Source organism: Variovorax sp. GW821-FHT09B05, assembly GCF_059418265.1.
In genome coordinates, this window is sequence record NZ_JBWKPN010000014.1 from 130,422 (window position 1) to 143,955 (window position 13,534).

Genomic DNA, 13,534 nt, shown 5'->3' on the forward strand with positions numbered 1-13,534 from the left:
GGGCGGCTTCGTGCCTTCTGCGGCCGCCCTGCGCGGCGAACGGGGAGGCCGCTGAGATGGCACGCCTGAACCTGCTGCTGCTGCTGTCCGTGATCGCCACGGCGCTCTACCTCGTGCACACGCAATACCTCTCGCGCCAGCTCTACACCGAGCTCGACCGCACGATGCAGGAGACGCGCCGGCTCGAGCTCGACCACGACCGGCTGCAGGTCGAGAAGCGCGCGCAGGCCACGCCGCTGCGCGTGGAGAAGCTCGCGAAAGAGCAGTTGCAGATGCGCACCACCTCGCCGGCCATCACGCAGTACGTGCGTCCCGACGGCAGCGTGATCCCGGCCGTGGTCGCACCGCCGCCCGCACCACCCGTCAACAAGCCAGCCGCCAACAAGCCGGCCGCCGCCGCAGCCGCAAGGGGGCAGCGATGACCCGCCGCAGCGTGCGCTACACCACCAGCCCCCTGCTGGCGAGCAAGACGCCGGTCTGGCGCAGCAAGTTCATCGTCGGCGGCATCGCGCTGGGCTTCGTCGTGCTCGCGGGCCGCGCGGCCTACGTGCAGGTGTTTGGCAACAGCTTCTTCCAGCGCCAGGGCGAGGTGCGCTTCGCGCGCACGCTCGAGCTGCCGGCCAACCGCGGCCGCATCCTCGACCGCAACGGCCTGATCCTCGCGTCGAGCGTGGTGGCGCCCAGCATCTGGGCCATTCCCGAGGACGTGGAGCGCGACGATCCCGAGGTGCGCGCCAAGCTCAAGCAGGTGGCCAAGCTGCTCGAGATGCCGCAGAAGGACTTCGACAAGAAGCTCGAGGACGAGGACAAGACCTTCGTCTGGATCAAGCGCCAGGTCGACGAGCCGATCGCCAAGCAGATCGCCGCGATGAACCTCAAGGGCATCTACCAGCGCAAGGAATACAAGCGCCAGTACCCCGAGGGCGAGGCCGCCGCGCACGTGGTGGGCTTCACCAACGTCGAGGACAGCGGCCAGGAAGGCATCGAGCTCGCGTTCGACAAGGACCTGGCCGGCAAGGCCGGCTCGCGCCGCGTGATCAAGGACCGCCTGGGCCGCGTGGTCGAGGGCGTGGGCGAGCAGGTGCCGCCGCTCGACGGCAAGGACATCCAGCTCAGCGTCGACAGCAAGGTGCAGTTCTTCGCCTACCAGAAGCTGCGCGACGCCGTGACCGCGCGCAAGGCCAAGGCCGGCAGCGTGGTGGTGCTCGACGCCGTCACCGGCGAGGTGCTGGCGCTGGCCAACTACCCGAGCTACGTGCCCGACAAGCGCCAGAACCTCACGGGCGAGCAGCTGCGCAACCGCGCGATGACCGACACCTTCGAGCCCGGTTCGACCATGAAGCCGATCACCGTGGCGATGGCGCTGGAGGCCGGCCGGGTCAAGCCCTCGTCGCTGATCGAGACCTCGCCCGGGCGCTACCAGCTCGGCGGCTTCACCATCAGCGACACCCACAACTACGGCACGCTGACGGTCGAGGGCGTGATCCAGAAGTCGAGCAACGTCGGCGCGCTCAAGATCGCGCAGAAGATGACCCCGCACGAGATGTGGGACACCTACACCGCGCTCGGCTACGGCCAGAAGCCGCAGATCCAGTTCCCCGGCGCGGTCACCGGCCGGCTGCGGCCCTGGAAGACCTGGAAGCCGGTCGAGCAGGCCACCATGGCCTACGGCTACGGCCTGTCGGCCTCGCTGTTTCAAATGGCACATTCGTACACCGCGTTCGCGCACGATGGCGCGATCATTCCGGCGACGATCCTCAAGAACACCGAACCGCCGGCCGGCGTGCGCGTCTTCTCGCCGTCGAACGCGCTCGCGGTGCGCAAGATGCTGCAGATGGCCGCGGGCCCGGGCGGCACCGGCACGCGCGCGCAGACCATCGGCTACTCGGTCGGCGGCAAGTCGGGCACGGCCCACAAGCAGGTCGGCAAGGGCTACGCGAGCAACAAGTACCGCGCCTGGTTCACCGGCATGGCGCCGATCGAGAAGCCGCGCATCATCGTCGCGGTGATGATCGACGAGCCCAGCGACGGCCAGTACTTCGGTGGCCTGGCCGCGGCGCCCGTGTTCAGCGAGGTCGTGCAGCAGACGCTGCGCATGATGAACGTGCCGCCCGACCTGGCGGTCAAACCCCTGGTGATGACCCAGGGCGTGGACGAGAGCTTCTGAGCATGCTGACCTTCACTTCCCCCCCACTGGCCGCGGCCTGGCTCAAGGAGCGGGTGCCGCAGGGCGCGCTGCATGCCGACAGCCGCGCGGTGGCCGCGGGCGACGTGTTCGTCGCCTGGCCCGGCGCCGCGACCGACGGCCGCAAGCACGTGGCGGCGGCGCTGGCGCAGGGCGCGGCGGCCTGCCTGGTCGAGCACGAGGGCGTCGAGGCCTTCGGCTTCGATGGCGACGAGCGCATCGTCAGCTACCCCGGCCTCAAGGCCGCCACCGGCCCGATCGCCGCGGCCTTCTACGACCATCCCTCGGCCCGGCTCGACCTGCTGGCCGTGACCGGCACCAACGGCAAGACCTCCACCGCCTGGTGGCTGGCCGAAGCGCTGTCGACCCTGCGGCCGGCCGGCGGCGTGCGCCCGATGCGGCCCGACGGCACGGTGCAGCGCGACGCGCCCTCGCCGTGCGCCGTGATGGGTACGCTGGGCATCGGCGTGCCGCCCGAGCTCAGCTACACCGGCCTCACCACGCCCGACCCCGTGATGATGCAGCGCGAGCTGCGCGCGCTGGTCGAGCGCGGCTTCGGCGCCTGCGCCATCGAGGCCTCGTCGATCGGCATCGCCGAGCGCCGGCTCGACGGCGCGCAGATCGCGGTGGCCGTGTTCACCAACTTCACGCAGGACCACCTCGACTACCACGGCAGCATGGATGCCTACTGGCAGGCCAAGGCCGAGCTGTTTCGCTGGCCCGGCCTGCGCGCCGCGGTGATCAACATCGACGACACCCACGGCGCGAGCCTGTGCGCCAACCTGATCGATGCCGGCGTCGGCGCGCTCGACGTCTGGACCGTGTCGGCCGAGGGCAAGCCGGCGCGCCTGGTGGCGCGCGACATCGGCTATGACGCCCAGGGCCTGCAGTTCTCGGTCGCCGAGCACGGCACCGCGGCCGTCGAGCGCGTGACCACCGGCCTGATCGGCCAGTACAACGTGGCCAACCTGCTCGGCGTGCTCGGCACGCTGCGCGCGCTGGGCCTGACGCTCGCGCAGGCCGTGGCGGCGTGCACGAACCTGAGCAGCGTGCCGGGGCGCATGGAGCGCGTGGACGCCGAAGCCGGTGCTCCACTCGCGGTGGTCGACTACGCCCACACGCCCGACGCCATCGACAAGGCGCTGGCCGGCCTGCGCCCGCTCGCGCAGCAGCGCGGCGGCAAGCTGTGGTGCGTGTTCGGCTGCGGCGGCGACCGCGATCCGATCAAGCGCCCGATGATGGCCGCCGTGGCCGAGCGCCAGGCCGACCACGTCGTGGTGACCAGCGACAACCCGCGCAGCGAGAAGCCCGACGCGATCATCGCGCAGGTGCTGCGCGGCTTCGCGCGGCCCGAGCATGCGCGCGTGCAGGCCGACCGCGCGGCCGCCATCGCCGACACGATCGCGCAGGCCGCGCCCGAGGACGTGGTGCTGATCGCCGGCAAGGGCCACGAGGCCTGGCAGGAGATCGCGGGCCAGCGCCTGCCCTTCTCCGATCGCAGCCATGCGCACGACGCGCTCGCGAAGCGGAGGGGCGCATGAGCGACACCACCTCCCTCGCGCTGACGCTGGCGCAACTGCAGCAGTGGATTCCGGGCGCGCGCCTCGTGGGCGATCCCGCGACCGTGATCGCGCGCGTGCACACCGACACCCGCACCCTGGCCGTGGGCGACCTGTTCGTCGCGCTCAAGGGCGAGAACTTCGATGCCAACGACTTCCTGCCGCAGGCCCGCGCCAGCGGCGCGGTGGCCGCGGTCGCGCACGGCGGCCTTGAGGCCGCGGGCCTGGCCGGCCTCGAGGTGCCCGACACCCTGGTGGCGCTGGGCGCCATCGGCGCGCACTGGCGCGCCCAGTTCTCGCTGCCGCTGATCGCCGTGACGGGCAGCAACGGCAAGACCACCGTCACCCAGATGATCGCGGCCATCCTGATGGCCTCGAAGCCCGAGCGCGCGCTCGCGACCGCCGGCAACTTCAACAACGAGATCGGCGTGCCGCTGACCCTGCTGCGCCTGCGCGCCCAGCACCAGCGCGCGGTGGTCGAGCTCGGCATGAACCACCCGGGCGAGATCGCGCGGCTGGCCGCCATCTCGCGCCCGACCATCGCGCTGGTGAACAACGCCCAGCGCGAGCATCAGGAATTCATGGTCAGCGTCGAGGCCGTGGCGGTCGAGAACGCCGCCGTGTTCGCGGCGCTGCCCGACGACGGCACGGCCGTGTTCCCGCACGGCGACGAGTTCACCACGCTGTGGAGCGACATGGCGCGCGACGGCGCCGCGCGCCGCTGCCTGACCTTCGGCGAGCACGACGATGCCGACATCGGCCTCGAGCATGCCGAATGGACGCAGGGCGCCTGGCAGGTGCGCGTGCGCACGCCGCTCGGCGGCTTCGCCACGCGGCTGCACATCGCGGGCCGCCACAACGTGATCAATGCGCTCGCGGCCACCGCCTGCGCACTGGCCGCGGGCGTGTCGATCGACACCATCGCCGTCGGCCTCGATGCCTTCGAGCCGGTCAAGGGCCGCTCCAAAGCCAGTGCGCTCGCGCTGGCCGGCGGCCGCGCCATCACGCTGGTCGACGACAGCTACAACGCCAACCCCGACTCGGTGCGCGCCGCGATCGACGTGCTCGCCGCGCTGCCGGGCCCGCGCCTGCTGGTGCTGGGCGACATGGCCGAGGTCGGCGAGCGCTCGGACGAATTCCATGCCGAGGTCGGCGACTGGGCGCGCCAGCGCGGCATCGAGACCGTCTACACGCTCGGCAGCGCCTCCGAGCACAGCATCGCCGCCTTCCAGCGCGGCGATGCGGCCACGGTCGGCGGCGGCCGCCATTTCGAGGACATCGACACCCTGAACGCCGCGGTGCTCGCGCGGCTGCCGCTGGTCGGCAGCGTGCTGGTCAAGGGCTCGCGCTCCATGAAGATGGAACGCGTGGTCCAGGCCATCGCCGCGCAGGGTGCGACCCCGCAGACACAACCACAACAAGAAGGAGGCCGTCCCTGATGCGGGGGCGGTGCGCAATTTCATGTTCATGAGCCTGGCCCAATGGCTGCAGACCCTCTCGCCGGAACTCGGGTTCCTGCGGGTGTTCCAGTACCTGACCTTCCGCGCGCTGATGGCGGCGCTGACCGCGCTCGTGGTCGGCCTCGTGGCCGGTCCGTACGTGATCCGGCGCCTGACCGCGCTGAAGATCGGCCAGCCGGTGCGCGGCTACGCGATGGAGACCCACCTGAGCAAGAGCGGCACGCCCACCATGGGCGGCGTGCTGGTGCTGTTCGCGATCGCCTTCGCCACCATCCTGTGGTTCGACCTCTCGAACCGCTTCGTCTGGATCGTGCTGTGGGTCACGCTGGGCTTCGGCGCGATCGGCTGGGTCGACGACTGGCGCAAGGTGGTGCACAAGGACCCCGAGGGCATGCGCTCGCGCGAGAAGTACTTCTGGCAATCGGTGGTGGGGCTGCTCGCGGCCTTCTACCTGCTGTTCAGCATCTCCGAGAGCTCGAACTGGCGCGTGCTGCAGCTGTTCTTCGCCTGGGTGCAGTCGGGCTTCGACCTCGACTTCCCGCCCAAGATCAACCTGCTGGTGCCCTTCTTCAAGGAAGTCAGCTATCCGCTGGGCGGCATCGGCTTCGTGATCCTGACCTACCTGGTGATCGTGGGCGCGAGCAACGCGGTGAACCTCACCGACGGCCTCGACGGCCTGGCGATCATGCCGGTGGTGATGGTGGGCTCGGCGCTGGGCGTGTTCGCCTACGTGACCGGCAGCGCGGTCTACTCGAAGTACCTGCTGTTCCCGAACATCCCGGGCTCGGGCGAGCTGCTGGTGTTCTGCTCGGCGATGGCCGGCGCGGGGCTGGCCTTCCTCTGGTTCAACACCCATCCGGCGCAGGTCTTCATGGGCGACGTGGGCGCGCTCGCGCTCGGCGGTGCGCTGGGCACCATCGCGGTCATCGTGCGCCAGGAGATCGTGTTCTTCATCATGGGCGGCATCTTCGTGGTCGAGGCGATCTCGGTGATGGCCCAGGTCACCTACTTCAAGTACACGAAGAAGCGCTTCGGCGAGGGCCGCCGCGTGCTCAAGATGGCGCCGCTGCACCACCACTTCGAGAAGAGCGGCTGGCGCGAGACGCAGGTCGTGGTGCGCTTCTGGATCATCACGATGCTGCTGTGCCTCGTGGGCCTGTCGACGCTGAAGCTGCGCTGAGAGACGACGCATGCGGCACCTGAAAGACCTCCCCGTCCTCATCCTCGGCCTCGGCGCGTCCGGGCTGGCGATGGCGCGCTGGTGCGCGCGCCATGGCGCGCAGGTGACGGTGGCCGACACGCGCGAGGCGCCGGCCCTGCTCGACACGCTGCGCGCCGAATGGCCCGAGGCGGTGTTCGTCGGCGGGCCGTTCACGGCCGCGCTGATCGAGGGCACGCCCATCCGCGCCGTCTACCGCTCGCCGGGCCTGAGCCCCGAGACCATCGCGCCGGTGGCCGATGCGGCGCGTGCGGTCGGCCTGCCGGTGGGCGGTGAGCTCGACCTGTTCGCGCGCGCGCTGGCGGATCTCGCCATCGTCGAGACGCCGGCGGTGGTCGAGGTTGAAGAAGAAAGCGCGGCGCAAGGCGAACTGGCGCTGGAGGCGGCGGTGCCGGCCGAGAGCGAACCGGTGCCCGAGGCGGATACGCCTGTCGTGCTGCCAGAAGCCCAGGCGCCGGTGGCGGAAGAAGTCGCCGCGGTGGAAGAGGTCGTGGCCGCGGTCGCACAACCGACCGCGCCCGAAGCATCCGCCGCGGAAGAAGCCGTCGACGCCGTGGCGCCCGCGAGCGAGGCATCGCCCGCAGAGTCCGAACCTGTCGAAGCAACTCCCGAAGCACCGCGCGCTCCCGCCGCCTTGCCCGAATCGATGCCGCGCGATCCCTCGCTGAGCGTCCCCGTGCTGCAGCCGCCCGAACCCGAGGCGCCGGTCGCCGATGCGCCCGTTGTGCAGGAAGGCGTCGAGGTAGCGCCGGCACAGGGCGCCGAACCCGCCGCGATCGAAACGCCGGAGGCCGCCGAAGGCAAGCAGCCCGAACCGGCCGAGTCCGCCGAGTCCGAGGCCCCCGCCGCGCCCGTCGCCGCACCGGCTTCCAAGCCCGCATCGAACCTGCCCGCCTTCACGGTCGGCAAGCCCTACGTCGCCACGGCCGCGAAGGAAGCGGCCGACTTCGTCGCGAAGATCGCCGAGTTCGCCGCCACCAATCCCGCCTCGGCCGTGGCCGAGGAAGAGCCCGCGCCGCAGCCCGAAGCCCAGCCCGAGCCGACCCCCGCGCCCGAGCCCGCGAAGGGCTACACGCCGGTCGTGCTCGCGATCACCGGCACCAACGGAAAGACCACGGTCACGGCGCTGACCGGCCAGCTCATCGAGCGCGGCGGCAAGAGCGTGGCGGTGGCCGGCAACATCGGCCCGACGCTGCTCGACACGCTGAGCGCGCATCTCGACGCCGGCACGCTGCCCGAGGCCTGGGTGATCGAGCTCTCGAGCTTCCAGCTCGACGGCGTGCAGGGCTTCGAGCCCGCGGCCGCGACGGTGCTCAACCTCACGCAGGACCACCTGGACTGGCATGGCGACATGCCGGCCTATGCGCAGGCCAAGTCGCGCATCTTCGGCAAGACCGCGCTGATGGTGCTCAACCGCGACGATCCGGCCGTGATGGCGATGCTCGCCACCGCGGGCCAGGAGCCGGTCAAGCCCGTCGAGGAAGTGGTGAACGCCCGCGGCGCGCGCCGCGCGCCGGCCAAGCCCAAGGCGCAGCGCGTGCAGGTGCGCCCGCACGTCACCTTCGGCGCGAGCATGCCGCAGCGCCCCGGCGACTACGGCATCGAGCGCGTCAACGGCATGAGCTGGCTGGTGCGCGCGCACGAGGCCGACGAGACGCAGAAGCGCAAGCGCGGCCAGGTGGTCGAGGAAGAGATCTTCGTGCAGCGCCTGATGCCGGCCGATGCGCTGCGCATCCGCGGCCGCCACAACGCGATGAACGCGCTCGCCGCGCTGGCGCTCGCGAACGCGGCCGACTGCCCGCTCGGCCCGATGCTCTACGGCCTGCGCGAGTACCGCGGCGAGCCGCACCGCGTCGAGCCGGTGGCGCTGATCGACGACGTCGAGTACTTCGACGACAGCAAGGGCACCAACGTGGGCGCCACCGTGGCGGCGCTCGGCGGCCTCGGCGAGGACCGCCGCGTGGTCGTGATCCTCGGTGGCGAGGGCAAGGGCCAGGACTTCGAGCCGCTCGCGCTGCCGGTGCGCCAGTACGCGCGCGCCGTGGTGCTGATCGGCCGCGACGCGCCGCTGATCGAGGCCGCGCTGGCTGCCACCGGCGTCACGCTGATGCACGCGGGCTCGATGCACGAGGCCGTGCAGATGGCCGCGCGCCGCGCCCACCCCGGCGATGCCGTGCTGCTGTCACCGGCCTGTGCGAGCTTCGACATGTTCAAGAACTACCCGCACCGCGCGGCGGTGTTCCGCGAGGCCGTGCAGGCGCTCGAGGACGAGCCGCGCGACTTCGGGGAAACCGATTCGACGGAAGGACCGGCATCGTGAACTCCGCCGCCGCGGGCGCCACGCCCAACACCCGGCCCGGCCGCTTCAGCGGCTGGTTCCGGCGCGCGCGCAGCGGCATCGATGCGCTGCCGGTGCACCTGCCGGTGCGCCTCGGCGGCGCCGGCTTCACGCAGACCAAGGCCACGCCGATCCGCGTGCTGGGCTTCGACCAGGCGCTGGTGTGGGTCACGGTCGCGCTGCTGACCTGGGGCCTGATCATGGTCTATTCGGCCTCGATCGCGCTGCCCGACAACCCGCGCTTCGCGCGCGCCGGCTACAGCGCCTCGTACTTCCTCACGCGGCACGCGGCCTCGGTGGTGTTCGCCTTCATCGCCGCGCTGCTGACCTTCCAGATCCCGATGAAGACCTGGGAGCGCGCCGCGCCCTGGCTGTTCGTGGCCTCGCTGCTGCTGCTGGTGGCGGTGCTGATCCCGCACATCGGCATCAGCGTGAACGGCGCGCGGCGCTGGCTGCCGATGGGCTTCATGCGCTTCCAGCCCTCCGAGCTCGCGAAGGTCGCGATGGTGCTCTATGCCGCCAGCTACATGGTGCGCAAGATGGAAATCAAGGAGCGCTTCTTCCGCGCCGTGCTGCCGATGGGCATCGCGGTGGTGGTGGTCGGCATGCTGGTGATGGCCGAGCCCGACATGGGCGCCTTCATGGTGATCGCGGTGATCGCGATGGGCATCCTGTTCCTGGGCGGCGTGAACGCGCGCATGTTCTTCGTGATCGCCGCGCTGGTGGTGGTGGCCTTCGGCACCATCGTCGCCACCAGCCCGTGGCGGCGCGAGCGGATCTTCGCCTACCTCGATCCGTGGAGCGAGGAGCACGCGCTCGGCAAGGGCTACCAGCTCTCGCACTCGCTGATCGCCATCGGCCGCGGCGAGATCTTCGGCGTCGGCCTCGGCGGCAGCGTCGAGAAGCTGCACTGGCTGCCCGAGGCCCACACCGACTTCCTGCTGGCCGTGATCGGCGAGGAGTTCGGCCTGGTCGGCGTGCTGCTGATCATCGGCCTGTTCCTCTGGCTCACGCGCCGCGTGATGCACATCGGCCGCCAGGCGATCGCGCTCGACCGCGTGTTCTCGGGCCTCGTGGCCCAGGGCGTGGGCGTGTGGATCGGCTTCCAGGCCTTCATCAACATGGGCGTGAACCTCGGCGCGCTGCCGACCAAGGGCCTCACGCTGCCGCTGATGAGCTTCGGCGGCTCGGCGATCCTGATGAACATGGTGGCGCTGGCGATCGTGCTGCGCATCGACTATGAAAACCGTGTCCTCATGAGAGGGGGCCGCGTATGACGGGCCGCACCGCACTCGTGATGGCCGGCGGCACCGGCGGCCACATCTTCCCGGGCCTCGCCGTGGCCGAGGCGCTGCGCGAGCGCGGCTGGCGCGTGCACTGGCTGGGCGCGCCCGGCGGCATGGAAGAGAAGCTGGTGCCGCCGCGCGGCTTCGCCTTCGAGCCGGTGCAGTTCGGCGGCGTGCGCGGCAAGGGCCCGCTCACGCTGTTCCTGCTGCCGCTGCGCCTGCTGCGTGCCTTCTGGCAGAGCCTGCGCGTGGTGCGCCGCGTGAAGCCCGACGTGCTCGTGGGCCTGGGCGGCTACATCACCTTTCCGGGCGGGATGATGGGCGTGCTGCTCAACAAGCCGCTGGTGCTGCACGAGCAGAACTCGGTCGCGGGCCTCGCCAACAAGGTGCTGGCGGGCGTGGCCGACCGCGTCTTCACCGCCTTCCCCAACGTGCTCAAGAAGGCGCAGTGGATCGGCAACCCGCTGCGCGCGGCCTTCACCTCGCAGCCGGCGCCGGCCGAGCGCTTCGCGGGCCGCAGCGGTCCGCTCAAGCTGTTGGTGGTCGGCGGCAGCCTCGGCGCCAAGGCGCTCAACGCGGTGGTGCCGCAGGCGCTCGCGCGCATCGAGCCGGGCACGCGCCCGCAGGTGCTGCACCAGAGCGGCGCCAAGCAGATCGACGAGCTGCGCGCCAACTATGCGGCCGCCGGCGTCGAGGGCGAGCTCACGCCCTTCATCGAGGACACGGCCCTGGCCTATGCCGAGGCCGACCTCATCGTCGCGCGCGCCGGTGCCAGCACCGTGACCGAAATCGCGGCCGTCGGCGCCGCGGCGCTGTTCGTGCCTTTTCCTTCCGCGGTCGACGACCACCAGACCACCAACGCGCGCTTCCTCGTCGATGCCGGCGGCGGCTGGCTGGTGCAACAGACCGATCTCACCCCTGAATTGCTGGCCGATTTGCTACAGAAGACACAACGAACCGAACTGATCGAACGCGCCGAACGCGCCAGGACGATGCAGAAAACCGAGGCCGTCGAAGCGATGGTGCGCGCTTGCGAGGAGCTGGCACGATGAAACACGCGATTCGCCACATCCACTTCGTCGGCATCGGCGGCTCCGGCATGAGCGGCATCGCCGAAGTGCTGCTGAACCTCGGCTACCGCATCACCGGCTCCGACCTGTCCGACAGCGCCACGCTGCGCCGGCTCGCGGGCCTGGGCATCGGCACCTTCGTGGGCCATGCGGCCTCGAACGTCGAGGGCGCCGACGCGGTCGTGACCTCGACCGCGGTGCAGGCCGACAACCCCGAGGTGCTGACCGCGCGCGAGAAGCGCATCCCGGTCGTGCCGCGCGCCGTCATGCTGGCCGAGCTGATGCGCCTGAAGCAGGGCATCGCCATCGCCGGCACGCACGGCAAGACCACCACCACCAGCCTGGTGGCGAGCGTGCTCGCGGCCGCAGGGCTCGATCCCACCTTCGTGATCGGCGGCCGGCTCAACAGCGCGGGCGCCAACGCGCAGCTCGGCAGCGGCGACTACATCGTGGTCGAGGCCGACGAATCCGACGCCTCGTTCCTGAACCTGCTGCCGGTGATGGCGGTGGTCACGAACATCGACGCCGACCACATGGAGACCTACGGGCACGATTTCGGCAAGCTGAAGAAGGCCTTCGTCGACTTCCTGCACCGCATGCCCTTCTACGGCACGGCGATCCTGTGCACCGACGATCCGGCGGTGCGCGAGATCGTGGCCGACGTGACCTGCCCGGTCACCAGCTACGGCTTCGGCGAGGACGCCCAGGTGCGCGCGGTCGACGTGCGCGCCGTCGGCGGCCAGATGCACTTCACCGCGCAGCGCCGCAACGGCGTGACCCTGCCCGACCTGCCGGTGGTGCTGAACCTGCCGGGCGAGCACAACGTGCGCAATGCGCTGTCGGTGATCGCGGTGGCGGTCGAGCTCGGCATCGCCGACGAGGCGGTGCAGCGCGGGCTGGCCGACTTCAAGGGCGTGGGCCGGCGCTTCCAGAGCTATGGCGAGGTCGCGGCCCGGGCCGGCGACGGCAGCTTCACCGTGATCGACGACTACGGCCACCACCCGGTGGAGATGGCCGCCACGCTCGCGGCCGCGCGCGGTGCCTTCCCGGGCCGGCGCCTGGTGCTGGCCTTCCAGCCGCACCGCTACACCCGCACGCGCGACTGCTTCGAGGACTTCGTCAAGGTCATCGGCACCGCCGACGCGGTGCTGCTCGGCGAGGTCTACGCGGCCGGCGAGCAGCCCATCGTGGCGGCCGACGGCCGCACGCTGGCGCGCGCGCTGCGCGTGGCCGGCAAGGTCGAGCCGGTGTTCGTCGACGACATCGCCGCGATGCCGCAGGCCATCCTCGACAACGCGCGTGCCGGCGACGTGGTGCTGTGCATGGGCGCGGGCTCCATCGGCGCGGTGCCGGGCAAGGTGGTCGAGCTCGGCGCGGCGCCGGCGGTGGCCGCATCTTCTTCATCCACGACATCGCAGCACGCTGCGCACAAGGGGGAGGCGTCGTGAGCCTTCAGGATCCCAAACTCTTCGGCAAGGTCGCCGTGCTGTTCGGCGGCAGTTCGGCCGAGCGCGAGGTCTCGCTGATGTCGGGCACCGGCGTGCTCGAGGCGCTGCGCTCGCGCGGCGTCGACGCCCATGCCTTCGACCCGTCGCAGCGCGACCTGTCCGAGCTCCGGCGCGAGGGCTTCGCGCGCTGCTTCGTGGCGCTGCATGGCCGCCACGGCGAGGACGGCACGGTGCAGGGCGCGCTCGAGATGCTCGGCATTCCCTACACCGGCTCGGGCGTGATGGCCTCGAGCGTGGCGATGGACAAGGTCATGACCAAGCGCATCTGGCAGGCCGACGGCCTGCCCACGCCCAAGTACGTGCGCCTGGCCTTCGACCAGCAGAGCCGCGAACAGGTGATGGCCGTGCCCGACGTGCTGGGCCTGCCGCTGATCGTGAAGCCGCCGCGCGAGGGGTCCTCGATCGGCGTGACCAAGGTCGAGGGCTACTCGCAGATGCAGGACGCGGTGACGCTGTCGGTCAAGTACGACGCCGACGTGCTCTGCGAGGAGTTCATCGAGGGCGAGGAAGTCACCTGCGCCGTGCTCGGCAGCGGCCTCGACGCGCATGCGCTGCCGGTGGTGCGCATCGCCGCGCCCGAGGGCGCCTACGACTACCAGAACAAGTACTTCACCGACGACGTGAAATACCACTGCCCGAGCGGCCTGCCCGAGGCGGAGGAGCGCGAGATCCAGCGCATCACGCTGGCGGCCTACCGCACGCTCGGCTGCCGCGGCTGGGGCCGCGCCGACGTGATGATCCGCGCCAGCGACCGCAAGCCCTTCCTGCTCGAGATGAACACCTCGCCGGGCATGACCAGCCATTCGCTGGTGCCGATGTCGGCACGCGCGGCGGGCATCGCCTACGAGGAACTCTGCCTGCGCGTGCTGGCCACGGCCACGCTCGACGCCACGGGAGGCGCGCACTGAA

The 13,534-nt window shown here is 71.0% G+C and carries 10 protein-coding genes; all 10 read left to right on the top strand.

Annotated elements, in window-relative coordinates; translation table 11 throughout:
• Window positions 1-56: 56 nt before the first annotated feature.
• The 10 genes from ftsL to AC07RM_RS30535 are packed head-to-tail and all read left to right on the top strand — an operon-like array spanning window position 57 to window position 13,533.
• On the top strand, window positions 57-422 hold the full coding sequence (ftsL, locus tag AC07RM_RS30490) for a cell division protein FtsL (RefSeq protein ID WP_057597023.1): 366 nt from the start codon (window positions 57-59) through the stop codon (window positions 420-422).
• Window positions 419-2,167, top strand: a complete 1,749-nt coding sequence (locus tag AC07RM_RS30495) for a peptidoglycan D,D-transpeptidase FtsI family protein (protein WP_093353367.1) — start codon at window positions 419-421, stop codon at window positions 2,165-2,167. The genes ftsL and AC07RM_RS30495 overlap by 4 nt, the downstream gene beginning before the upstream one ends.
• A 2-nt stretch (window positions 2,168-2,169) precedes the next feature.
• Window positions 2,170-3,726, top strand: a complete 1,557-nt coding sequence (locus AC07RM_RS30500) for a Mur ligase family protein (RefSeq protein WP_495336897.1) — start codon at window positions 2,170-2,172, stop codon at window positions 3,724-3,726.
• A complete protein-coding gene (locus AC07RM_RS30505) occupies window positions 3,723-5,183 on the top strand; it encodes a UDP-N-acetylmuramoyl-tripeptide--D-alanyl-D-alanine ligase (RefSeq protein WP_495336898.1) in 1,461 nt (486 codons plus the stop codon). Before AC07RM_RS30500 ends, AC07RM_RS30505 begins: the two co-directional genes overlap by 4 nt.
• A gap of 22 nt (window positions 5,184-5,205) precedes the next feature.
• Complete coding sequence (gene mraY / locus AC07RM_RS30510) at window positions 5,206-6,384, top strand: phospho-N-acetylmuramoyl-pentapeptide-transferase (RefSeq protein ID WP_057597027.1); 1,179 nt, start codon at window positions 5,206-5,208, stop codon at window positions 6,382-6,384.
• 10 nt (window positions 6,385-6,394) lie between these two features.
• Entirely contained in the window at window positions 6,395-8,743 is a 2,349-nt protein-coding gene (locus tag AC07RM_RS30515; RefSeq protein ID WP_495336899.1) for a Mur ligase family protein, read from the top strand.
• Window positions 8,740-10,038, top strand: coding sequence for a putative lipid II flippase FtsW (gene ftsW, locus AC07RM_RS30520; protein WP_495336900.1), 1,299 nt, complete (start codon window positions 8,740-8,742; stop codon window positions 10,036-10,038). Before AC07RM_RS30515 ends, ftsW begins: the two co-directional genes overlap by 4 nt.
• Window positions 10,035-11,099: an undecaprenyldiphospho-muramoylpentapeptide beta-N-acetylglucosaminyltransferase gene (gene murG, locus AC07RM_RS30525; RefSeq protein WP_296780842.1), complete on the top strand. Its 1,065-nt coding sequence runs from the start codon at window positions 10,035-10,037 to the stop codon at window positions 11,097-11,099. The genes ftsW and murG overlap by 4 nt, the downstream gene beginning before the upstream one ends.
• Window positions 11,096-12,565: a UDP-N-acetylmuramate--L-alanine ligase gene (murC, locus tag AC07RM_RS30530; RefSeq protein ID WP_093353380.1), complete on the top strand. Its 1,470-nt coding sequence runs from the start codon at window positions 11,096-11,098 to the stop codon at window positions 12,563-12,565. The genes murG and murC overlap by 4 nt, the downstream gene beginning before the upstream one ends.
• Window positions 12,562-13,533 (top strand): D-alanine--D-alanine ligase, encoded by a 972-nt coding sequence (locus tag AC07RM_RS30535; protein ID WP_093353382.1) that lies wholly within the window; start codon window positions 12,562-12,564, stop codon window positions 13,531-13,533. The genes murC and AC07RM_RS30535 overlap by 4 nt, the downstream gene beginning before the upstream one ends.
• Window position 13,534 lies beyond the last annotated feature (1 nt).